This is a genomic window from Exiguobacterium sp. R-39 (assembly GCF_049942815.1).
Classification (GTDB): Bacteria; Bacillota; Bacilli; order Exiguobacteriales; family Exiguobacteriaceae; genus Exiguobacterium_A.
Genome location: NZ_CP187965.1, coordinates 1,722,417 through 1,745,213 on the forward strand (window position 1 = coordinate 1,722,417; position 22,797 = coordinate 1,745,213).

At 45.3% G+C, this 22,797-nt stretch carries 18 protein-coding genes and 1 tRNA gene; 6 read left to right on the plus strand and 13 right to left on the minus strand.

Going from position 1 to position 22,797, the window contains the following annotated elements; genetic code table 11:
- Positions 1 to 12 precede the first annotated feature (12 nt).
- The 5 genes from ACP26N_RS09170 to gltB form a co-directional block, all read right to left on the minus strand.
- Positions 13 to 1,446, minus strand: a complete 1,434-nt coding sequence (locus ACP26N_RS09170) for a PTS mannitol transporter subunit IICB (RefSeq protein WP_131972568.1) — start codon at positions 1,444 to 1,446, stop codon at positions 13 to 15.
- Between the two features lie 168 nt (positions 1,447 to 1,614).
- Positions 1,615 to 3,651 (minus strand): BglG family transcription antiterminator, encoded by a 2,037-nt coding sequence (locus tag ACP26N_RS09175; RefSeq protein WP_426353610.1) that lies wholly within the window; start codon positions 3,649 to 3,651, stop codon positions 1,615 to 1,617.
- Positions 3,644 to 3,934 carry a hypothetical protein gene (locus tag ACP26N_RS09180; protein ID WP_426353611.1) on the minus strand — a complete coding sequence of 97 codons (291 nt, stop codon included), beginning with the start codon at positions 3,932 to 3,934 and terminating at the stop codon, positions 3,644 to 3,646. Before ACP26N_RS09180 ends, ACP26N_RS09175 begins: the two co-directional genes overlap by 8 nt.
- Before the next feature lie 170 nt (positions 3,935 to 4,104).
- On the minus strand, positions 4,105 to 5,574 hold the full coding sequence (locus tag ACP26N_RS09185) for a glutamate synthase small subunit (protein WP_131503637.1): 1,470 nt from the start codon (positions 5,572 to 5,574) through the stop codon (positions 4,105 to 4,107).
- Positions 5,571 to 10,049, minus strand: coding sequence for a glutamate synthase large subunit (gltB, locus tag ACP26N_RS09190; protein ID WP_426353613.1), 4,479 nt, complete (start codon positions 10,047 to 10,049; stop codon positions 5,571 to 5,573). The genes ACP26N_RS09185 and gltB overlap by 4 nt, the downstream gene beginning before the upstream one ends.
- 285 nt (positions 10,050 to 10,334) lie before the next feature.
- Here gltB and ACP26N_RS09195 point away from each other — a divergent pair, with 285 nt between their 5' ends.
- Positions 10,335 to 11,177 carry a transporter substrate-binding domain-containing protein gene (locus tag ACP26N_RS09195; protein ID WP_114596547.1) on the plus strand — a complete coding sequence of 281 codons (843 nt, stop codon included), beginning with the start codon at positions 10,335 to 10,337 and terminating at the stop codon, positions 11,175 to 11,177.
- On the plus strand, positions 11,174 to 11,860 hold the full coding sequence (locus ACP26N_RS09200; RefSeq protein WP_131503635.1) for an amino acid ABC transporter permease: 687 nt from the start codon (positions 11,174 to 11,176) through the stop codon (positions 11,858 to 11,860). The genes ACP26N_RS09195 and ACP26N_RS09200 overlap by 4 nt, the downstream gene beginning before the upstream one ends.
- Before the next feature lie 67 nt (positions 11,861 to 11,927).
- Here ACP26N_RS09200 and ACP26N_RS09205 read toward each other — a convergent pair whose 3' ends face one another.
- Positions 11,928 to 13,760, minus strand: a complete 1,833-nt coding sequence (locus ACP26N_RS09205) for a putative bifunctional diguanylate cyclase/phosphodiesterase (protein ID WP_131972563.1) — start codon at positions 13,758 to 13,760, stop codon at positions 11,928 to 11,930.
- A gap of 156 nt (positions 13,761 to 13,916) precedes the next feature.
- Between ACP26N_RS09205 and ACP26N_RS09210 the strand changes: the two genes are divergently transcribed.
- Complete coding sequence (locus ACP26N_RS09210; protein WP_426353616.1) at positions 13,917 to 14,546, plus strand: FMN-dependent NADH-azoreductase; 630 nt, start codon at positions 13,917 to 13,919, stop codon at positions 14,544 to 14,546.
- Here the strand turns inward: ACP26N_RS09210 and ACP26N_RS09215 are convergent.
- The 5 genes from ACP26N_RS09215 to ACP26N_RS09235 form a co-directional block, all read right to left on the minus strand.
- Positions 14,543 to 15,418, minus strand: a complete 876-nt coding sequence (locus tag ACP26N_RS09215; RefSeq protein WP_131503632.1) for a helix-turn-helix domain-containing protein — start codon at positions 15,416 to 15,418, stop codon at positions 14,543 to 14,545. The two genes, ACP26N_RS09210 and ACP26N_RS09215, sit on opposite strands and share 4 nt — an antisense overlap.
- A 23-nt stretch (positions 15,419 to 15,441) precedes the next feature.
- Positions 15,442 to 16,323 (minus strand): helix-turn-helix domain-containing protein, encoded by an 882-nt coding sequence (locus ACP26N_RS09220; RefSeq protein ID WP_114595616.1) that lies wholly within the window; start codon positions 16,321 to 16,323, stop codon positions 15,442 to 15,444.
- A 34-nt stretch (positions 16,324 to 16,357) separates the two neighbouring features.
- Positions 16,358 to 17,230 (minus strand): helix-turn-helix domain-containing protein, encoded by an 873-nt coding sequence (locus tag ACP26N_RS09225; RefSeq protein WP_426353618.1) that lies wholly within the window; start codon positions 17,228 to 17,230, stop codon positions 16,358 to 16,360.
- 92 nt (positions 17,231 to 17,322) lie between these two features.
- A tRNA-Thr gene (locus tag ACP26N_RS09230) sits at positions 17,323 to 17,393 on the minus strand.
- Positions 17,394 to 17,507: 114 nt separating this feature from the next.
- On the minus strand, positions 17,508 to 17,705 hold the full coding sequence (locus tag ACP26N_RS09235) for a hypothetical protein (protein WP_014970552.1): 198 nt from the start codon (positions 17,703 to 17,705) through the stop codon (positions 17,508 to 17,510).
- Between the two features lie 149 nt (positions 17,706 to 17,854).
- On the opposite strand from ACP26N_RS09235, the gene ACP26N_RS09240 reads away from it, so the two are divergent.
- Both ACP26N_RS09240 and putP read left to right on the plus strand, forming a co-directional pair.
- Complete coding sequence (locus ACP26N_RS09240) at positions 17,855 to 19,033, plus strand: PatB family C-S lyase (protein WP_131503630.1); 1,179 nt, start codon at positions 17,855 to 17,857, stop codon at positions 19,031 to 19,033.
- A gap of 339 nt (positions 19,034 to 19,372) precedes the next feature.
- Positions 19,373 to 20,845, plus strand: coding sequence for a sodium/proline symporter PutP (gene putP, locus ACP26N_RS09245; protein WP_131503629.1), 1,473 nt, complete (start codon positions 19,373 to 19,375; stop codon positions 20,843 to 20,845).
- A gap of 53 nt (positions 20,846 to 20,898) precedes the next feature.
- On the opposite strand, the gene ACP26N_RS09250 is transcribed toward putP, so the two are convergent.
- The gene (locus tag ACP26N_RS09250; RefSeq protein ID WP_426353620.1) at positions 20,899 to 21,615 is read right to left on the minus strand and encodes a class I SAM-dependent methyltransferase; all 717 of its coding nucleotides are present in this window, start codon (positions 21,613 to 21,615) and stop codon (positions 20,899 to 20,901) included.
- A gap of 123 nt (positions 21,616 to 21,738) precedes the next feature.
- Complete coding sequence (locus tag ACP26N_RS09255) at positions 21,739 to 22,053, minus strand: hypothetical protein (RefSeq protein ID WP_012370605.1); 315 nt, start codon at positions 22,051 to 22,053, stop codon at positions 21,739 to 21,741.
- 204 nt (positions 22,054 to 22,257) lie between these two features.
- Here ACP26N_RS09255 and ACP26N_RS09260 point away from each other — a divergent pair, with 204 nt between their 5' ends.
- Positions 22,258 to 22,737, plus strand: coding sequence for a GNAT family N-acetyltransferase (locus ACP26N_RS09260; protein ID WP_131502495.1), 480 nt, complete (start codon positions 22,258 to 22,260; stop codon positions 22,735 to 22,737).
- Positions 22,738 to 22,797: the final 60 nt, after the last annotated feature.

Consider the following 22,797-nt stretch of genomic DNA (forward strand, 5'->3'; position numbering starts at 1 on the left):
CCTGTCTATTTTTTAAGAAATTTTATTTCGTGCTGTTTCAATTTCATGAACCAGTTGATCATAGTATCCGGCATTCAAGAAGTTTTCGACGGACCGGTGTTCGGCTTGCGGTACTTGTTCCTTCGCCCGTTGCGTCAAATCCTGGTGCGTAATGATGAACTCTGCGTCTTTCGGGAGTTGACTGATTGACGTGTTCGTCACTTTAATCGGCAATCCGGCTTTATTGATTTTGTTACGTAAGACGGATGCTCCCATCGCACTTGACCCCATTCCGGCATCGCAGGCAAAAATGATATGTTCGACTTCTGCTAACGAAGTTGCCGATTCAGCCGAGACGAGCGATGAAGCGATCGAATTTTTGCCTTTCATCGCGCTGACATTGGCCGTCGCTTCTTCAAGTGATGTTTCTTTTGCTTTACTCGTTTTGAGTAAGACCGCCGAGACGACGAACGTTACCGATGCGGAAATCAAGATACCGGCAACAAGGCCAACGTATGAACCGCGGGACGCCATCGCAAGGACAGCAATGATACTTCCGGGTGAAGCGGGTGCGACAAGACCGACATCAAATAAGACGAATGTCAGGATACCGCTCATTCCTCCGGCAATCATCGCGAGCAAGAGAACGGGTTTCATCAACACATACGGGAAGTATATTTCATGAATCCCGCCGATAAATTGGATGAAGGCCGCCCCTGGAGCCGTCTTTTTCGCTGCGCCGGAACCGAAGATTGAATATGCGAGTAACAAACCGAGACCGGGACCCGGATTCGCTTCAAGTAAAAACAGAACTGATTTTCCGGCTTCACTGACTTGATCCAAGCCGAGTGGACTTAAAATCCCGTGGTTAATCGCATTGTTGAGGAACAAAATTTTAGCCGGTTCGATGAACAGACTGGCGAGCGGTAACAGGTGTGCACTAACAATTGCTCCGACTGCCGCTGCCATGATGTCATCCAGTCCTGTCATTAATGGACCAAACAGTTTAAATCCACCGATCATCAGCAAACCGCCGATAATTCCGACTGAGAAGTTGTTGACGAGCATCTCAAGACCCGGTTTGACTTTTCCTTCAATCAATTGATCAAATTTCTTGATGGTGAATCCCCCGAGTGGTCCCATGACCATTGCGCCGAGGAACATCGGAATGTCTGTTCCGACGATAACCCCCATCGTCGCCAGTGCTCCGACGACTCCTCCCCGGACATCATGCATGAGCTTCCCGCCGGTAAAACCAATCAGTAGCGGTAACAGATACGTGATCGTCGGACCGACTAATTCTGCCAGACTTTTATTCGGTGCCCATCCGGTCGGAATGAATAACGCTGTAATGATCCCCCAGGCGATGAACGCACCGATGTTCGGCATGACCATTCCGCTGAGGAAACTTCCGAACCGTTGAACCTGGACACGCAATCCGCGTTTTCCTGCTTGTGTTGTTGTCATTGGTGTACCTCCATTTCATTTGCATCGTATGATAAGTGCTTTGCTATGCCCTTATTGTATGCGCTCTGGAAACGCTTACTCAATCTTTCCTAGTTCACGTTTTGGCAACCTTCTTGGACAAGACTAAAAGAACCATCCGCATCAACGAATGGTTCTCCTGATTTGCCGTCACAATGAAAAATCAAGCGGTTGCTCGACCGTCTGCAGTTCCCGTTCAATGACTTTTCGGAACGTCCGGTTCAAGATCTGCCGAAGCTGATGGACATCTCCGTATTCAAACTGGTGGGTTTGCACATCATTTTCGATGATGGCACCACTAATCGAACTGAGCAGTTGCAACAGTTGATCCGTCGCTTCTTCCGGTGCAGCCAGAACTAAAATCCGTTCGACCGGTTGAATCGCTTGATCCATCCCGAGCAGCTCAATCGGTTGTTCGAGCTCATAGATGAAAAATCCCCCCCGGTGAATCGAATCGTCGCGACCGTGAAACAATGCCAGACGTGTACCAGGAATCCCGAGTCCGGACATCTCGTGCCGGCGTAACAACTGCGTTGACAACTGAACGGCCGATGAAGTGACATTTTTATCGACCAGTCCGTTGCTGATTTCAAGAAGGATTTCTTCCAATCCTTCCGTTTGTGCGGAAATCGTTTCGATGGAAAAGGCGTCACTTAATTGACGGGCCGTCTTAACCAATTCTTCCAATCTGGATAAATCCAGCCAGCCGGCTGATTCCTGTCGAGGAGCGGCTTGGAAGGATTTAGGTAAGGAAACGAGCAACTTCCGGATTCGTTCAACCTCTTCTTTGGGCAATAACGGGTTGACGAGCAGATGAGGTTGACTGATATCCGGTAACGGCACCGTCGATAACACAAAGTCATAATCCTTCAACTGTAGACGTCCGATGCCAAAGAGCGACGAACTTTCAACCTGCTCCAATTCCGTAAATTCCTGTCGCAACCGGTTCATCAATAATTTGGATGATCCCAGTCCCGCCGAACAGACGACCAGGACACGGTACGGGATTTTCGGCAATGGTTTACTCAAAACGGCACCAAAGTGCATCACCCAAAATGCCAAATCATAATCTGCAAACGTTTGATCGTTGAAGACGAATTCAGCTGCTTGTTTGACGGCATCAAACAGACGCGGATACTCCCGTTCAATTTGTTTGATGACATAGGACGGATTGACGATGTTTTGTTTCGTGTATGACATGATGTGGCTGACTAAACCGTGTTCGAGTGCCCGGTCTTCCATAAAAGCTTCCCCGTACAATAAGGAGACTTGTTCGATGAGTCGTTTAACACGCAGTCGAATGACCAATTCTTCACCGGTCTCCAGCTGATCTTGTTGGAAATTCCGTAATTCCTCAGAAATCCATTGCCGCTCGGCAATCGATAAAGGATACGGCAACCGTTGCTGCAGCGTATCGACGTGATGCAGCACTTCGAGCGGATACGCTTTCAGTTCGTAGACCATCGGGAACCGGTCCATCCGGATTGCTTGTACCGCTAAACTCAGTGCCGCCCGCATCAGGAGACGGTCACTGATATCCTGTTGTTTCGTCAAAGGAACGATGACGGCATACGATTGGTTAATTGCTTCAATCCACTCCCTCTGGTGGATTTGAAGTAAATGAGGCAGTTGATCGACGTGCCCCTGAAGAAATCGGTAAAAGGACAAGACATCCCATTGGGTGAAAATCAAGGATACCAGCAAGCGGCGTTTGTCGATTTCTTCACCGATGACTTCCGCCCCTAATCCTTTTTTACGTTTTAACTCCAGCGCATAATGACAAAACCATTCATCAACCTGTTCTAAATCTTGACTGATCGTACTTGGCGCGATGTACATGGCATGTGCCAAAGCCTGCAGTTTGATCATTCCTTCTTCTTGTAAGAGCCGATACGCAAGCTCGACTTGCCGATCTTCCGCCGATGGTAACTGCCGATGCGATAACAACAATGCTTCACGGAGTTCCCGTTTGTGTCCCTCATCGCCACTCAACTGTAAGCCCCTTCCCCGGATGTAACTCATTTCTAACTGAAACGGCGCTACCGTTTGTCCAAGCCGCTCGCGTTCCCGTTGAATCGTCCGCTCCGAAGTTTCGAGTGCTTCTGCGATTTCCTGAATCTGAACCGGTTCTGATTTCGTCAGTAAATAAAATAGGATTTCCCGCTCGCGGGCCGTAAAATCAATCACGTTGCATCAACTCGTTTCTAATGGTCTCAATTAAATCATCATAGGACGCCGCTGCCAACAGATGATCGACGGCAAATACCTTGCACGTGGAATCGACCGGTAAATCGGATACGATTTTCCGGGGACCGATTAGAAACGTGGTCTCTGTCGGGATTTCTTTCGCCCGGAATGTCTCGACTGTTACGTGAAGATGCTCTTTTTGTAATCGATTCCGCAACACTTTGGCTCCCATGACACTGCTGACCAGTCCCGAGTCGCAGACAAAGATAATAGTAATGGCCATCCTGATCACTCCTTCTCTTTCATCCTATCTGAAAGCGCTTCGAAAAGGGTACAAGATAAACCGGATTATCAATTTTCTTTTTTTAACATTGTCCAACATTCATGACAAACCAAAAAACGTTCGAATCTCCTGCCTGAGGAGTCTCGAACGTTTTTTGATTTCACTACTGATCAACCGGTTTGCTGGTGCAAGCTCAGGAGGTGTTGCTCAACTTTTTCAGCAACTTCCCGTCCTTCCCGGATCGCCCAAACAATCAATGACTGACCGCGCCGGGCATCGCCGGCGGCAAAGACACCCGGTCGGCCGGTCGCGTACGACCGCGTTTTAATCTTCCCGTTTTGTGTCTCAACCGGTAGATGACGTAGAACATCCTGCTCGACACCGCTGAACCCGATTGCAATCAACATCGTATCGACCGGATAATATTTTTCGGTGCCCAGAAGCTTCTGAAACTCAACCCGTCCATCGCCATGGCGGATTTTTTCATTATGAATCGTCCAGACGCCGGTTAATCGTCCGGCTTCATCCGTCGTGTAACGCTCAATCGCAATCAAGTATTCTCGTGGATCACGACCAAATTGAACGAGGGCTTCCTCATAACCATAATCGAGGCTGTACAGGTTCGGTGTATCCGGCCACATGTTGTCCGGTGTGCGTTCCGAACCCGGCATCTCGTGTTTCCCGAACTGGACGACGGAGCGGCATCCTTGCCGCAGTGCCGTCGCTACACAGTCTGCTCCCGTGTCACCGCCTCCGATGACGAGGACATCTTTCCCCCGTGTATCATGCAGGTCGATTAACGCTTGTCCTGTCAAAAGTTGCCGCGTCACGCTTGTCAAATATTCCATCGCGTATCCGACGCCACTACTCGGAGCGTCCGGTATTTTTCTTGGTTCAGTTGCGCCGACACAAAGGATGACGGCATCGTAATCGGCTTCCAGTTGATCCAGTGATAGATCAAGACCGATCGTGACACCGGTTTTGAACGTGATACCTTCCGTCTCAAGCAAGCGGACACGACGGGCAACGATGTCTTTCGAAAGTTTCATCGCCGGAATCCCGTATGTCAATAATCCACCAATTTGGTCTTCCCGTTCAAACACCGTCACTTGATGCCCTGCTTGGTTCAATTGATCGGCTGCCGCTAAGCCGGCCGGCCCTGAACCGACGATTGCAATCCGGTGTTGACTTCTGACCGACGGAATACGCGGTTGGACCCATCCTTTTTCAAAACCGATATCGATGATGGTCCGTTCGATCTGTTTGATCGTGACAGCAGGTTCGTTGATCGAGAGGGTGCACGATCCTTCACACGGCGCGGGACAGACACGGCCTGTGAATTCCGGGAAGTTATTTGTCTCTTGGAGCCGCTGCAGGGCTTCGTGGAAATTTCCCTGTTCGACCAGCACGTTCCATTCCGGAATCAAATTGTAGACCGGACACCCGATTTTGACTTGTCCATACGTCTCACCGACATGGCAAAACGGTGTCCCGCAATCCATGCAACGGCTGGCCTGCTCCGACGCTTCCGATTCAGAAAAACGTTCTTTGTACTCATTAAAATCGCCAACTCTTTCCCTGCTGTCACGTTCCTTGCCTGCCTGGCGAGGAACGTTCATAAATTGATCCCGTCTCTTCATTTTTCCCCTCCTGTTCCGCGTCCGATATGCGTCTCAAATGCCAGCAACATCGCTTCTTCTGTATTGTGTCCCTGTTGCGCGTAGCCTGCCATCAGAGTCGTCACAGCTTGGTAGGTCGTCGGGATGACACGGATGAATGAGCTGAGGACATGATCCCAGTTTGCCAGGATGGCATGACCTTGTTCACTGTTCGTCCGCGCAACATGCCGCTCGATAAACGATTTTAAGCGTGTTGCTTCTTCCAGGTCAGAAACAGCTCCCGTTACGACGAGTTCCCGATTGATCCGGGCCTCAAAACGTGTAACATCTTTTGGCAAGACGTACGCGACGCCACCCGACATTCCGGCCGCGAAGTTTAGTCCGACATCACCCAGGATGACGACACTTCCGCCCGTCATATATTCGAGACCATGATTTCCGATCCCTTCAACGACCGCGGTTGCTCCGCTGTTCCGGACAGCAAATCGTTCCCCCGCTTGACCGTTGACGTAAAGTTCGCCGCTTGTCGCTCCGTACAGTGCGACATTTCCGATGATGACCTGATCAGAAGAGACAAAACTCGATTTTGCCTGTGGACGAACGGCGATGACCCCCCCTGATAATCCCTTGCCGACATAGTCGTTGGCATCTCCTGACACATTCAATGTCATGCCGCGTGGAATATACGCCCCAAGACTTTGACCGGCTGAACCTGTCAGATTCAGCGTTAACCGATCCGTCGGAAGCCCCATTGCGCCGTAGAGCCGTGTCAAACGTGATCCGGTATTCGTTCCGATTGCCCGGTCTATATTGGTGATCGGGAAGGCAAAGGTTTGTTGTTCCGTAAAGGATTCATCCGTGATGACAGTCTCCAGTTCCCGTCCGTCAAAGGAAGCCGAGACGTAATGCTGTTGATACTGCCGGTTTTCTGCCGAATAACCCGGCATGACGAACAGTCGGGATAAATCGAGACTGGAAGCTTTCCAGTGCGTCTTCATCCGGTTGGACGTTTCTAACAGATCGGTCCGACCGACTAAATCGGCTAAACGTCTCACACCGAGTTGTGCTAAATATTCACGGACTTCTTCGGCGACAAATTCCATGAAATGGACGACATGATCCGCCGATCCTGTAAATTTCTCACGTAATTTCGGATCTTGTGTCGCGACACCAACCGGACACGTATCGAGGTGGCAGGCCCGCATCATGATACAGCCGACGGCAATTAACGGTGCCGTTGCAAACCCGTATTCATTGGCTCCGAGCATCGCAGCCATGATGACATCGCGTCCCGTCAATAACTTTCCATCCGTTTCCAAAACGACCCGGTCCCGTAATCCGTTTAATGCAAGTGTCTGATGGGTTTCGGCCAAGCCCAGTTCCCACGGTAATCCCGTATGTTGAATGCTGGTCTTCGGTGAAGCACCGGTCCCTCCGTCATGACCGCTGATGACAATGACATCGGCCAATCCTTTGGCGACGCCGGCAGCAATCGTTCCGACACCGCCTTTGGCGACTAGCTTAACACTGATCCGCGCCTGATCATTCGCTCGTTTCAAGTCGTGAATCAACTGCGCCAAATCTTCAATCGAATAAATATCATGGTGGGGTGGAGGTGAAATCAATCCGACACCGGGTGTCGAGGCCCGGACACGGGCAATCCACGGGTAAACTTTTTCTCCCGGCAGCTGCCCGCCTTCTCCCGGCTTTGCTCCTTGTGCGACCTTGATTTGCAGTTCGTCGGCATGGACGAGGTAATTGCTCGTGACACCGAATCGACCAGATGCAATCTGTTTGATCCGGCTCATCCGGGAATCACCGTTTTCATCCAAATGATACCGTTCCTCTTCCTCACCGCCTTCACCGCTGTTACTTTTCCCGCCGAGCCGGTTCATCGCAATCGCTAACGTCTCGTGTGCCTCTTTGGACAGCGAACCGTAAGACATGGCTCCCGTCTTGAAATACTTGACGATTTCGCTGACCGGTTCAACTTCTTCAAGCGGAATCGGAGTCGTTTCCCGGAAAGACATGAGGTGACGCAAAAACGTCGCCGGTTCTTCCTGGATCCGGGAAGAATAGGTTTTGAACAAGTCATACCGACCGGTTCGGCAAGCATGTTGCAGTAAATGAATCGTTGCCGGGTTGAACGCATGATGTTCTCCGTCGTGCCGATAGCGGAAGACACTGCCTGACTCAAGGTGTGTCCGTCTGATTCCTTCTTCATGTTGACGAAGAGCTTCCTGTTCAATCAGTGACAAGTTCAAACCGTCGAGTTGCGAGACAGTTCCTGTGAAGTAACGGTCGATGACCTCTTCGGCAATCCCGACAGCCTCAAAAATTTGAGCCCCCCGGTAACTGAAGACCGTCGAAATGCCCATCTTCGACATGACTTTGACCACACCCTCTGTCACTGCGGACCGGTATCGCTCCGCATAGTCAGGCATCGTTTCGACAACGGCATCCTGTAACGTCGCATAGACAAGGTAAGGATGAATGGCATCGGCTCCGTATCCGAGCAAGGCGGCAAAATGATGGACTTCCCGGATTTCACCACCTTCGATGATTAAACTGACTTTCGTCCGCAGACCTTCCCGTATCAAATGATGATGGACAGCACTTGTGACAAGCAGGATCGGCATCGGGACAGCACCCGTCCGGACATTCCGGTCGGAAAGAATCAACAGTTCACAGCCCCCTCGGACGGCATGGACAGCTTGCTCGAGTAACGCTTCGAGTGTTTCCTCAAGCGGACCGTCAAATACGGTCGAAAGCGTCTTGTGAACGAGTTTCGTCTGCTTTAAGGCCGCAGCTTCCGATGGCGTGAGAACCGGGGATGTGAGACGAATCCGACGGCAATTCTGCCGGTTCGGCGTCAACAGTTCCCCTTGCTGACCGAGCCAGGTCATCGTCGACGTAACGATTTGTTCCCGCAACGCATCGATCGGCGGATTCGTCACCTGCGCGAATAGCTGTTTAAAATACCGGAACAAGGATTGCGGCCGTTCACTCAGCACAGCAAGCGGGATATCCGTCCCCATCGCACCTAACGGATCTTTTTTCTCTTCCACCAGCGGAATCAAATACTGATCGATGTCTTCCCGTGTGTAACCAAACAACCGTTGTAACGTTCCGAGATTCGAGATCTCTTCCGTTTTCACGTCTGCCGGTAATTTTATCATCTCTTCCGCCAACCACTCGGCATAGGGATGGCGCATCGCGAGTTCACGCTTGACCTCTTCATCTGAAATCAATTGGCCGGACGCAAAATCAAGCAATAACAGTTCTCCCGGAACAAGGCGTTTCTTAAATAAGATATCGTGTTCAGCTACCGGCAGAACACCGGATTCTGAAGATAACATGAAATGACCGTCCCGCATCATCATGTACCGAGCAGGTCGCAGACCATTCCGGTCAAGTGTCGCCCCAATCTGTTTCCCGTTCGTGAAGACAATCGCTGACGGACCATCCCACGGTTCCATCATACTGCTGTGATATTCATAATACGCCCGCTTTGCCGGCCGGACCTCTGCATGTTCGAACGGTTCCGGCACGAGCATCAATGCTGTTTCTGCCAGCGTCAATCCAGACAGATATAAAAACTCGAACGCATTATCAAGCATCGAGGAGTCACTGCCCGATTCGTCCAAAATCGGTAAGACATCTTTCGCCCGACGGCCGTACGTCGTCTTGGCCAATCCGTTTTCACGGCTCCGCATTGCCCGGACATTCCCTTGTAATGTATTGATTTCTCCATTATGGATGAGATAACGGTTAGGATGGGCACGTTTCCAGCTCGGAAAGGTGTTCGTACTGAATCTCGAGTGGACGATCGCGAAACCAGACTGGTACCGTTCATCCTGCAAATCATCAAAATACAAACCGAGTTGATCCGTCGTCACCAGTCCTTTGTAGACAATCGTCTCGCTGGAGCTGCTTAAGACGTATTGTTCGATACCGAGTTGCTCCGCTTCTCGCTCAAACAGTCGACGAATCAAAAACAGTGTCCGCTCGAACGCTAATCCTTCGACGTTTTTGGCTTCAATAAAGCATTGCCGGATGACGGGTTCCGTTTGACGCGCTTTATCTCCGATCACCGTGTTCGTAACCGGGACAGTTCGCCACTCAATTAACCCTTGTCCTTCTGATAAAATAATCGATTCCAAAACACGTTCCAACCGTTGACGCAAGCGGTCTTCCCGCGGCAAAAACATCATCATTACCCCGTAGTCCCCACTGCGTGGCAAGTTGATATTTCGTAACGTTTGGCGGAAGAGACGATCTGGTATTTGTGTGAGGACGCCGGCTCCATCGCCTGTTTTGGCATCACTACCTTGTCCCCCCCGATGTTCCATCTGACACAACATCTTCAAGGCGTTTTGAACGATTTCATGACTTACTCGTCCCGTCCGATGAGCATAAACCCCGATTCCACACGCATCGTGTTCTTGTCTCGGATCATATAGTCCTTGCCGTTGCGGCATTTGATGAAATGACATATTACCACGCTCCTAACCGTTCTAAATTTTCTGTATATTCTGTTAAAATATACATTACACTCTTTTATGTTTATTCGCCACCATGTATATTTCTAAAATCCGGTTCTTCAAATCCCTTGATAGACCGTCTCTTCTTGATGATAACGCTTACATATAGGTGAATATTTTTTTTGAATAAAATATTTTTCAAGAGGCTATTCTTTTTTGCGCCAATTCCATTTTCCATGGTACTTTTAAATAGAAAATAAATTATCAGTGCTTGTTAGGAAAAGGAGAATTGAAACGATGAAAAACTCTGTGAAATGGACGGGTCTCTTGATTGCAGGAACTGCCCTGGTCCTTAGTGCATGTGGTCAGGAAGAAAAACAAATGACTGCATACGATAAGATTCAAAAAGAAGGAACCTTGACAGTTGCAACGGCTGGTACACTTTATCCAACCTCATTCCATGAAGAAAAAAGCAATAAATTAACCGGCTTTGATGTCGAAGTCGTCAAAGAGATTGCTAAACGTCTTGATTTGAAGGTGGCATTTAAAGAAATGTCTTTTGACGGTATGTTGACGAGTGTAAACACTGGTCAAGTTGATTTAGCCGCCAATGATATTACGATTACCGATGAACGTAAAGGAAAGTTCGCCTTCTCTAAACCATACAAATATACGTACGGGACGGCGATTGTCCGTAAAAGTGATTTATCCGGCATCAAGTCTCTGGAAGATTTAAAAGGCAAAAAAGCAGCGGGAGAAGCGACGACGACCTATATGCAAGTCGCTAAGAAATTCGGTGCAAAAGAAGTCACCTATGATAATGCGACGAATGATCAATATTTGCGTGATGTTTCCAACGGACGGACAGATGTCATCTTAAACGATTACTATTTACAAAGTTTAGCTGTCGATTTCTTTAAAGATTTCGACATTACGATTCATCCTGATATCGCCTACAATCCAAGTCAAGTCGGACTCATCATGGATTTAGATAACAAAGAATTACAGTCGAACATCAATGCTGAAATCGACAAGATGAAGAAAGATGGAACGCTTGCTAAACTGTCGAAAACATTTTACGCCAACAAAGACGTCTCGAAAATGCCTGATATCAAGACGACGCTCGTTGACGTGAATTGAACAGCTTCTTTGAAATTGAATGGCGGTCCGTCTTTAATCCAGAATTAGCACGAGAAGCGTTTCCTTACATCTTAGGTGGTCTTAGTCATACTCTTTGGATTTCGATTCTCAGTATGGTGATCGGCCTTGGTCTCGGCTTGTTACTGGCTTTGGCTCGGTTATCCACATCACGACTGTTACGGACGATTGCCACCCTCTATATTTCATTTATGCGCGGTGTCCCGATTCTTGTCTTATTATTCATGTTTTATTTTGGTTTACCGGTCATCAACATTCAACTGGATGCCTTGACCGCTGCCATTGCCGGCTTCAGTCTGAACAGCGCTGCCTATATGGCTGAAATCATTCGTTCATCCCTTTTGTCGGTGGACCGTGGTCAACAGGAGGCTGCCCAATCACTAGGACTTTCCAGATACCGTGTGTTCGTCGGCATCATCTTGCCTCAGGCTGTTCGACTGGCGATTCCTCCGCTGTCAAATGTCCTTCTTGATTTGGTGAAAGCCTCTTCGCTTGCCGCCATGATTACAGTCCCGGAGATTTTTCAACGGGCAAAGATTGTCGGTGGACGGGAGTTCGACTACATGACAGTTTATTTTGTCATCGCCTTCATTTACTGGGGAATCTGTGCCGTCATCGCTGCCGGTCAGGAAATGCTCGAACGGCGTTTCGCCCGCTATTTATAACGTGCAAAAGCTCAACCGTTTTCTACAGACGTCTCGTGACGAAAGTGAAAATGGTTGAGCTTTTGTATTAGGCTTCTAACTCGAGTAATGGTTCAATTGATAACGCTTCCAATGGTTTATGGAACAAATAGCCTTGAAGCGTCTGACACCCTAATCCTGTCAAAAGTTCCGCTTCTACCATCGCTTCAATTCCTTCCGCGACAATTGTCATCTTCAATCGACTTCCCAGCTGAATGATTGTCTCGACGATGGCTCGTTTTTCTTCCGAGTCAATCGCCGCCCGGACAATCTCTTTCGGAATTTTTAACTGATCGAAAGGTAATTCGACGAGCGTCTGCATCGATGAAAAGCCCGTTCCGAAATCGTCAAGCGCAATCCGGATCCCGTGAAGATGCAATTCATTTAAGGTTTTGATGATTTGTACCGTTCCTTCGATAAAAATATGTTCCGTCATTTCAATTTCCAATAAGTAAGGCGGAAAACCGGTCGTTCGTAAAATCTCCAATACCTTTTCGGTAAAGTCTTCTTGCCGCAACTGCCAAGGCGAGACATTAACGGCAATCGTTATTGGTTTTCGTCCTTGTTCCAACCACTGCTGTCCTTGCCGGCAGGCTTTACGCATTACCCATCCCCCAAGTGTTTCGATGAATCGTGTCCGTTCTGCCAACGGAATGAATTCCAGTGGCGAAATCAGCCCATATTTCGGATGATTCCACCGGACTAGTGCTTCAGCACCCGTGATGCGGTGAGTTGCTGCGCTGACTTGTGGTTGAAACAACACAAAAAAGTCCCGGTCAAGATCAGCATCATACAGATCCCGTGTCAGTTGCATTGCTCGTTTGCGTTCATTTTGGGTTACCTGATCCGTAATCGCAAACGTATTTTTCCGATTTGACTTTGCCGTAAACAAAGCAATCTCGGCATCATTGATGACGTGATCAATCGATTCCCCGTTGACGAACGAAACCCCGATGCTTGCCGTTACATTGATTTGCTTAAAATCAATCTGAACACGTTCAGAAATACTGGCTAAAATCTCATCACATAGTTGATGCGGTGGCGTAGATGTTGCATGTAATAAAAAAGCACTTCCACTCGCTTTCGCCACGATACAGTCCGAAAAACGGGTCATCAAGCGCTTGCCGATAACATGAAGCGTCCGATCCCCCGTCCGGTAACCGAATGCATCATTAACTGTCTTAAAATCATCCAAGTCAATCAGACAGATGATATCTCCTGTAACTGCTTTTTTCTCCGTTTCAATGACAAAAAAGGACCGATTCGCCAGTTCCGTAACCGGATCGAAGAAAGCTTGTTCTTTTAATCGTGTCAGGTAATCGATGTTTCTTTCTAAATGCGTGACATATTGTCTATGAATCAACAGACTGATGAGTGTAGCAATCAGAATCAATCCAATTCGCGCGATATGATCAGTCAAACTAAAGGTCGAGATTCCTGTCGGTGCTTTTAACCAGACATACAACAGGGACAGGACACTGATTCCCGTCGCATACAGCAACATCGTCCTATTGATCACGACAAGAGACGTCAAGACAAACAACAACGAGGCTGCCCAAACCGTCTGTGCTCCATTGTCGATGTATGGATAGTAGATGAAAGGTATCAATAAGAAGACGCTCGACATCACATGGGGTTTCCATCGATCGGTCAGATTACTTTTTCCAATTAAAAATTGAACTACACCCACGATAAAAATTAGAAATGCCCGCCATCCGACAGACCGCTCCAACCCAGTTTGACTGATGCTACTTGAAAAAACATACAGAGCGGCACCGCAAGTAGTCAGCACAAAAATAATCATTCCGAACAGCCGATAATTTGCGTTTACTTCGCGATGATAGTGAAGATTTGCTGATGAAGGACGGTTATGCGCCTTCATATCATCCCCTCTTTTCCGTCAATTCATCCTTTCCTTTTCCTTATCAAGTTGGAATTAAAACCTAAATCCTCCATCAATTTGCTTTTCATTCTCCCACGTCTAAAGAAGTCTTCAATCGGGTATTTGACTAGTAAAGATTGAAAGGAGTGTTATGTCATGAGCCGTTTGTTATTTATTGAAGCAAATGATAGTACCCATCAAAAGAAAGGAATCAGCTCGCACATGAACGAAGCGTTTCTCGCGAGTTACCGGACACATCATCCGGATGATGAAGTCGTCGTACTCAATTTATTCGAGGAACGGTTACCGTTTTTTGATTTACGTCTCGCCACTGCTGCCGCCAAACTATTTCGTGGAGAATCCGTCGAGACCGATGAACATGTGCCGCTCGACAAATTACAAGAATATCTGACCGGGTTTCTCGACTCGGATAAAGTCGTTTTTTCTTTCCCGATGTGGAATCTGACCGTTCCGGCTCCGCTTCATAATTATATGGACTATCTTGCACAAGCAGGTCAGACGTTTCGTTATACAGCAGAAGGGTCTGTCGGCTTAGTAACGGGCAAACAAGTTTTGTTGCTGCATTCACGCGGCGGGGACTATTCTACAGCGGATAAAGCTGATTCCGAACATGCCGTTCGTTACATGCTCGATATCCTTCGTTTCTTCGGGATTGAAGATGTCCAGACCATTATCCTGGAAGGACATCAGCAATATCCTGACCGGGCGGAGGAACTCGTCAAAAAAGCCCTCTCCGCATGTGAGAAGGCCGGGGGAAAATTTTAAAATTTGTAGAGTAAAAATTCTTCGTGACTATCAATGACAAGTTGTTCATAGCTCGGCATCTCAAAGGCTTTAAACAGGCTGTAAGAAAGTGTAAAGTCTCTCTTAACGTCTTTGATATCACCATTGGTTTTTTTGGTAAAGTAGCCGCGTTGAAAATAAAAATGCCCTAAAAATGATGCATCGTCCAACGCAAGACTTTCTTTAATTCCAGTCGCTACTACTTTTAGCCCCTTTTCATAATTTTTTTGAAATGATAATTGTTGGGCATGGTTATACATTATTTTAATTCTGGTTTTCTTTAGTTCAATCGTATCAAAATTTAAATTTAATATTTCTTCATATACGTTTTCTGAATGAACAAACTGTTTGTTTTCAAAGTAAAAATTTGCAATCGCCATCTTGATACGGAGGTACATTTGAGGTGATTCAAACCAAACTTCTGCCGTATCCGTTAAACGAACTAATTGTGAGATACTTGTTCGGAAATCGACCTTTTTAGTGCGCTCATTACACACGATTTCAAAATATTTCAACAAGAGTAGAATTTCCTTGACTGTTGACTGACTTCTTATTTGTTCAATTTGATTCATTAGCTCATCAAATTGTTGGCTTCGGAATAAGCTGTTGAGGAGTCGGTCACATTCACGGAATTGTTCACTTTTATATTGATCACGAAATAACATCGACATCGGAATACGCAACCGTTTGGCAATTTGTTGCAACAAGTCAATTGTTGGTGAATTGCGTCCATTTTCAATTTTGCTAATTTCCGCCTGACTACATATACCTTCACACAACTCTTTTTGCGTCATTTTCTTTTGCTTACGAATACGTTTGATTTCATTTCCAATTGATACAGGTAGTGAATTCATTAACTTTCTCCCTTGATGTAACCTTATAAGAACTTAAATAACAGATAATCATTTCTTCCTTTTTCAACAATCTCGACGTAACGCTCTAAATTAAATGCAGTGAATAAAGTATATGACAACGTATAATCTTCTTTTATTTTTTTGATCTCATCAAATTCTAGCTTTTCTTTAAAATTCGCACGTTGATAAAAAAAATGTCCTAAAAAAGAAGAATTTTTTCGTTCTATGCTTTCAGATATACCTATTTCCGTCACTTTCATTCCTTCACGGTAGTCTTCTTGAAAGAACAGTTGTTGGGCATGGTTATATAAAATCTTAATCCGTAAGTTTTTTAATTCTTCTGTATTGTAATCCATTACTAGTAATGCTTCGTAAATCTTTCTAGAATGTACGAACTGATGATTTAAATAATAGTAATTTGCGATTGCTAATTTGATTCTTATATACATTAACGGTGATTCATACCATACTTCTTCTTGATCTGCTAAAAATGATAATTCCGAGATACAGGATCGATAATCCAACCTTTTTTTACCTTCTAATGCGATTAATTCAAAATATTTAGCAAGTAGATATACATTAATATTTATTGGAGTAGATAAAGTTTCTTTAACAGAATTAATAACAGCATCAAATTTTTGATTACGAAAGAGTTGTGTCCACCCCTGATCATATTCTTGAAACAGTACCGCTTGTGCGTCTTCCTCGAATAATTGTAGCATTGAAACATTTAGTCGATTTGCGATTTTTTGAATTGTTTCAATCGTTGCGGATACTTTTCCTTGTTCAATTTTACTTAATTCTGCTTGGCTACAAATATTTTGACAAACTTCTTTTTGAGTAAGTTGTTGTTCAAGCCGAATTCGCCTTAATTGATTTCCGATCGAATTTGAAAGTGGAATCATTTTATAAACAGCCCTTTTTTAATCAATATTCATTTTATTCGGTAAAAAGAAATTTTCGTTTTACTTCTTTAACAGTATTCGCATATCGAGTCATGTGAAATGCTTTAAATAATTCATATGCGATAACATAACTTTGAGAGGTTTCTTCACCATCACCGTTCAGTGCTTCTAACACTTCTCCCTTTTGATAATAAAGATGTGCGATATAAGAAGCATTACTCAACAGCACACTCGAATGAATACCTTTTAATGCAGTAGTCAGACTCTCTTCAAAGTTTCCCATCTTAAACAGTAGTTTTGCATGATTATATATAATTTTTAATTGCTGTTCGATCACTTTTTCATTACTAAATTCAAAATGCGTCTCTTCTAACTCTTTGTACAACTTTTCAGCTTGTCTATATTCCTGATTTTCTGCGTACAATATAGCTATTGCCATCTTTGCTCTTAAGTATAAATCCGGATAATTATATTTAATATCATTGTGTTCAATTAATCGATAAAGTTGAACCGATGTTGTCCGATAATCATAATTATTTATACGATACTCGCTAATGATTCGATAATATTCAAGTAATAATGTCGTCTCATCAAATCTATCACCAGTAGTAATATCATATGATAGAATTTGTTCATAGTTTCCTTCTCGAGTTAATTGTAGCAACGTATGGTCTATTTTTTTTACACTTTCTTGCTGCTTTCGATTTTCGAGTAGGAAAGAAACAGGTATTTCAAGACGTTCCGCAAGTTGTTGTAATAAATCAACCGTCGGTGAATTACGTCCATTCTCGATTTTACTGATTTCTGCCTGACTACAAATTCCCTGGCACAGTTCAGCTTGTGTCCAATTTCGTTCTTGCCGGATCCGCTTAATTTCGTTACCAATCGAAATATTTAATTGATTCATGGATGTCTCCTTCAAGATCAGTCCCTGTTCTAAACAAAAACAGGTCCTCCGTTCAAGTGATTGACTTGTGACGGAAGACCTGTTTATTTTGATGCTTCCGGCGAGAATCGAACTCGCACTGCAGCATTACCATTGCTGAGGTCTGCCATTAACCTACGGAAGCCTGTTTTTTCTAATATTAGTATAACGTAAGCCTAAATGAATATCAACTTTTTCAAGAAAATACAAAAAAAGCAGTTAAGGGAAATTTACTTCCCCCTAACTGTTTCATGATGCATTAAAGGACTGTTTTAGTTAATGAGTTATCAAAGACAATCAACACAGAATAATGTTCATCCGCTTTCGATGCGACGAATGTCGAGAATTTAAGTGTGATGATTGAATTTGAACCGACACCATTTTCCTCAAAGAAATGATTAAGTCGTTCTTCGAGTTCTTCTGGTGATCGTCCTACTAACACTTTTGAATGTAACATAAAATCCACCCCGTCCTTTTTTTTGTGTACGATATTGAGTTTTCCCATGCGCCCTTTTTTTAAAACCTCTATTTTTCTAACTTGCCGAAATGAGACCTGTTCGGTACTGTGAAGATATAGTTAAGTTTATATCGAAAGGACTGAACAAAATGAATGAGCATATGTTTGATGAAGTTTTAGAAAAAAGACAAACCGGGTCCGCCAAATGGGATGGTTTGAAACAACTGTTCGGATCGGATCAACTGATTCCGATGTGGGTTGCAGATATGGATGTCCGCCCTGCCGACTCGATAACGAAAGCTTTGACAAGACGGGCTGCAAGCGGCAACTTCGGCTATTCTCTGTTCGAAGAAAAAGCAAAACATGCCATTCAACATTGGTTTGACAAACGTTATGACCAATCGGTCGATCCGGCAACGATCCTCTATTCGAGCGGCGTCGTTCCCGCACTCGCACATAGTGTATTAGCATTGACGGAAGAAAATGATGAAATTATCATCCAGACTCCTGTCTATCCCCCTTTCCATCATGTTATAGAAGCGAACGGACGACGTTTAGTCGAAAATCCGCTTGCTTTACAGAATGACCGGTATGAAATCGACTTTACATTGCTCGAACAACAGATGAAGACAGCACGCATGATCATTTTATGTAATCCGCATAACCCGACCGGTCGCGTGTTCAGCTTCGATGAATTGAAACAATTGGTCGCACTTGCTAAACAATACGGTGTCTACGTCTTGTCGGATGAAATCCATGCCGATTTGCTGTTTTCGAATGTAACGCATCATCCGATTATCGCGTTTGATTACGATCAGGTAATACTGGTCAGTGCTCCATCTAAAACATTCAATATCCCGGGACTTTATGCTTCTTATCTGATTGTACCGAACGCTGACTTGCGTCTTAAAATCGAGCAGGTGCAACAGGCGAACTTCGTGCATCCGAATGCTTTTGCGGCAACAGCTATCATTGCTGCTTATGAGGACCCGGAAAGCGAGCGCTGGTTACAGGAGTTGTTGGTTTACCTTGAAGAGAACCGTAACCATGCCATACAACGAATTCAAACAGAAATGCCTCGTCTCACCGTCGTTACACCGGACGCCACTTTCTTGCTTTGGATTGACTGTGCCGCTCTTCCTTTTAATTCGAAAGAGCGGGCTGACTGGTTAGTCAAGCAGGCTGGTCTTGCCCTGACACACGGAGAACCATTTGGAAAAAATGCTTCGACGTTTGAACGCTTGAATTTCGGATGCCCGCGAAGTCAGTTGGACGAAGCACTTAACCGTCTTCAAACGGCTTACCAAGCGATTGTCTTTACAGATTAAGTTACGTTCCCACCCGCGATTCAAGTGATTTTTATATCACTTGAATCGCTTTTTTCATACAGACAAATTTTTAATTGTACCTTTTTTGACAACACCATTCATTTCGATTACCTTGCCATTTGACAACATTTCCATGACTGAATTTCGAAAATTAGAACTTCTAGAGGGACGAAAACCGTCCCAACCCCTTGATAGACGAGGGCTGAAGCCACTTTTCATGACATTGTGAAGACTTGCTTTGTCGTTTTAGACCCTGTAAGGTGGGGAACAAATCGATTGTGCTTATTTTGACAGATGAACGAACAGCGCAAAAAAAGATTAATTGGAGGCTTTATTGTTATGACGCAAGAATGGATTTCAATCAGCTTGTATCTGGTCATGATGCTTGCCATCGGTTACATTGCCTACAAGCGAACGACAAACACAGAAGATTATATGTTAGGCGGTCGAGACTTAGGTCCTGGAGTCACGGCACTATCCGCCGGAGCATCCGACATGAGTGGCTGGATGTTGATGGGATTACCCGGAGCCATGTACGCAACTGGTGTATCTGCTTTATGGCTTGCTTTAGGACTGTTAATTGGTTGTTACGTAAATTATTTGATTTTAGCGCCACGTTTTCGTCTTTATACGGAAATGGCAAATGATTCAATTACGATTCCTGACTTCTTAGAAAATCGTTTTAAAGATACGTCACGTGTCTTACGGACTGTTTCTGCAGTTGTCATTATCGTTTTCTTCACCTTCTACACATCAGCTGGTATCGTATCCGGCGGTAAATTGTTTGAAAGCTCATTCGGCTTTGATTATCATTATGGTATGCTCTTGACGATTGCGGTCGTCGTCGCCTATACACTGTTTGGTGGCTTTCTCGCAGTCAGTTGGACCGACTTCGTCCAGGGTTGTATCATGTTCATCGCCCTTGTCCTCGTGCCGGTCGTTGCCTTAACGGACGTCGGTGGCATCGATGGTGCCTACAACTATGCAGAAAACCTGGATCCTACATTGTTTGATCCATTAAAAGGCACAACATTCCTCGGAATCATCGGATTCCTAGCCTGGGGACTTGGTTATTTCGGACAACCGCACATCATTGTTCGTTTTATGGCCATTCGTTCGGTCAAAGATTTGAAAAAAGCACGCCGTATCGGGATTGGTTGGATGTTTATCTCGATTCTCGGTGCCATGATGACAGGACTTGTCGGGATTGCTTACTTTGAAGGGCAAGGCAATGGACTCGGTGATCCGGAGACCGTATTCATCCGTTTCTCTGACGTCTTATTCCATCCTTACATCACAGGATTCCTGATGGCAGCGATTTTAGCCGCTATCATGTCGACGATTTCGTCGCAGTTGCTCGTCACATCAAGTGCTTTAACAGAAGATTTTTATAAAACGTTTTTAAATAAAAAAGCAACAGACAAACAGCTCGTCTTGACAGGACGAATTGCCGTCCTGGTCATCGCTGTCATCGGTTCCGTTTTAGCCTGGAATCCGTCAGCCACGATCTTATCACTGGTCGGTTATGCCTGGGCTGGTTTTGGTTCCGCCTTTGGTCCAATCATCCTGCTTTCGCTTTACTGGAAACGGATGACGAAACAAGGTGCACTCGCCGGTATGTTATCCGGTGCAATCACCGTCATCATTTGGGTTCAGCTCGGTCTCAGTACGACACTCTATGAGATGGTACCTGGGTTCTTCACTAGCTTATTCTTCACAGTTGTCGTTAGTCTCTTGACGAAACAACCGGTTGAATCGGTTCAAGAGAAATTTGACGATATGGAAGAAGAATTAAAAGAAGCAGTCGAATAATTTCAACCAATAAGTAAAACCCCTTTGAGTCTGACTCCGAGGGGTTTTTGTCGTCATAATTCAAGGACACCATAATGCAGTTTGGATGATTTTCGTTTCGTCCGCACGAATCCGTATCGTTCAAATAACTCACTCTCAAAATGAGCTTTTAAGACGATTCTTTGTCGGGCGACTCGTTTGGCTTCGGCTACTACTTGTTCGGTCAACGGTTCATAGTTTGCCAGTTGTCGCAGTCCGTCAAGATGCGTTGATTCTGAAACGGTTTTTTCAAACATCGGATCAAAATAAATGACATCTATTGATTTGCTGGCACATTGCTTCAGGTACGTGAAGTGTTCCGCCAACTGAACTTCAATCTGTCGCATCGCATCAATGATTGGTTGGTATCCTTCGATCCATTGTTGTAATCCTTCCCGTACGATCAAGGCTGTCACCGGATTACTTTCTAAACCGATGACTTGACCAGACTGTCCAACTGCGTGACTCATGACGATTGCGTCCGCTCCTAAGCCTAACGTACAATCAAGAACTGTCATCCCCTTTTGCAATCGGGCGATTGTAATCAATGGATCATGACCATTCCGGTCAAATTGTTTGATTCGAAAAACCGCACTGGACGGATGAAAGAAAAAAGAGCTGTCCGCATCTTGCGGATAATATTCCAATCGGTTTTTATCCACGACAAGAATGGGACGCTGATACTGCTCGTGAAGTGCCTGCAGTCCTATTTTTTTTCGCTCGATGACATCGAAGTCAATGGTTTGCTCCATTTCATAAAGTCGCTGTAATCTGGTCCTGACTTCATCTGTGGGCCTTAAGCACGTCGTCAATACGACTTTTTGTTTGTCCAATCCGTTTCACTCCCAGAAAAAAATAAGCTAGCCTGCGCCAGCTTATTTCTTTTTCTTCAATAACCCTTCGATATCTTCGATGAGTGCTTTTTTAGAAATTAAATCTTCTTGTTTTTCCTGCTCGACTTTGGCATCAACAGTCGTCCGTTGTAACAAGGCCTGCAACGTCTCATCGATACTTGATTTCAAGTGGTCGCGATCTTCTTTATTTAATGCAAGATCATGACGGACTTCGTCCCCTTGTTCGTCAAGTTGGCGTAACCGCTCCGTCAATTGTTTCGCTTCCCGATTCAAATCAGAATATAAGCGTTCGATTTGTTCTAAGCGTAATTTGATTCCATCCCGTTCTGTGAACACATTTTCCAACCCCTTCCAGCATCCAGATGTCTACATCATTACTTTACCATATTCATCACGAATTGAAACAATCACAATCCGTTTACAACTTACTTTTTCGCTTTCCTACCGTTCCTTACTTCTCCAGCTATCTTTTGCAATTTGTTTCCTGAAGTCGCTATAATAAATGAGCAGAGTGAATTGCGATCAGAGGAGGACACCGTCATGGATTTAAAACGTCGAACACTACGTCATGTAGATCAGACTGAATTCGAACATTTTTTAAAGTACGGCGAACAGGCTTACGGATTATCTCGTCAGGAAATTCAAGGATACGACCATGAGCTCGGGGCCGAGCGCGCTTTTGATTCTGTTGAACACAGTTATTCCGAAGACTTCTACTTTGATCTTCTTGTCGACGAACAACTGATTGGTCGTGTACTCTTATTAAAAATGGGACATTATTTCCAACTTGATTTGATGATATTCGACCCATACAGCGGTCGCGGTTTTGGAACAAAGGCAGTTCAACAGGCACTCGAGCAATCAAACGTATTGTCTCTTTACGAAGTACGTGCCCGTGTCTTACCGACGTCTCCCCATCAAGAGATCGCTTCTCAGATTTTGAAGACAAACGGATTCGTCAAACAAGACGATTATTTTAGTAAGGGTCGTCGTAAACGATATTCCTTACAACGCCCTTGAGGCTCGACCGACGCAATCAGGCGTCGGTTTTTTTGACATCGATCCAAAAAAAGCGTAAAA

Excerpts from the sequence above, each read along its gene's own strand:
- ACP26N_RS09170 (WP_131972568.1), bottom strand. The coding sequence starts at position 1,446 with ATGACAACAACACAAGCAGGAAAACGCGGATTGCGTGTCCAGGTTCAA.
- ACP26N_RS09180 (WP_426353611.1), bottom strand. The coding sequence starts at position 3,934 with ATGGCCATTACTATTATCTTTGTCTGCGACTCGGGACTGGTCAGCAGT.
- ACP26N_RS09185 (WP_131503637.1), bottom strand. The coding sequence starts at position 5,574 with ATGAAGAGACGGGATCAATTTATGAACGTTCCTCGCCAGGCAGGCAAG.
- gltB (WP_426353613.1), bottom strand. The coding sequence starts at position 10,049 with ATGTCATTTCATCAAATGCCGCAACGGCAAGGACTATATGATCCGAGA.
- ACP26N_RS09195 (WP_114596547.1), top strand. The coding sequence starts at position 10,335 with ATGAAAAACTCTGTGAAATGGACGGGTCTCTTGATTGCAGGAACTGCC.
- ACP26N_RS09205 (WP_131972563.1), bottom strand. The coding sequence starts at position 13,760 with ATGAAGGCGCATAACCGTCCTTCATCAGCAAATCTTCACTATCATCGC.
- ACP26N_RS09210 (WP_426353616.1), top strand. The coding sequence starts at position 13,917 with ATGAGCCGTTTGTTATTTATTGAAGCAAATGATAGTACCCATCAAAAG.
- ACP26N_RS09215 (WP_131503632.1), bottom strand. The coding sequence starts at position 15,418 with ATGAATTCACTACCTGTATCAATTGGAAATGAAATCAAACGTATTCGT.
- ACP26N_RS09220 (WP_114595616.1), bottom strand. The coding sequence starts at position 16,323 with ATGATTCCACTTTCAAATTCGATCGGAAATCAATTAAGGCGAATTCGG.
- ACP26N_RS09225 (WP_426353618.1), bottom strand. The coding sequence starts at position 17,230 with ATGAATCAATTAAATATTTCGATTGGTAACGAAATTAAGCGGATCCGG.
- ACP26N_RS09235 (WP_014970552.1), bottom strand. The coding sequence starts at position 17,705 with ATGTTACATTCAAAAGTGTTAGTAGGACGATCACCAGAAGAACTCGAA.
- ACP26N_RS09240 (WP_131503630.1), top strand. The coding sequence starts at position 17,855 with ATGAATGAGCATATGTTTGATGAAGTTTTAGAAAAAAGACAAACCGGG.
- putP (WP_131503629.1), top strand. The coding sequence starts at position 19,373 with ATGACGCAAGAATGGATTTCAATCAGCTTGTATCTGGTCATGATGCTT.
- ACP26N_RS09250 (WP_426353620.1), bottom strand. The coding sequence starts at position 21,615 with ATGGAGCAAACCATTGACTTCGATGTCATCGAGCGAAAAAAAATAGGA.
- ACP26N_RS09260 (WP_131502495.1), top strand. The coding sequence starts at position 22,258 with ATGGATTTAAAACGTCGAACACTACGTCATGTAGATCAGACTGAATTC.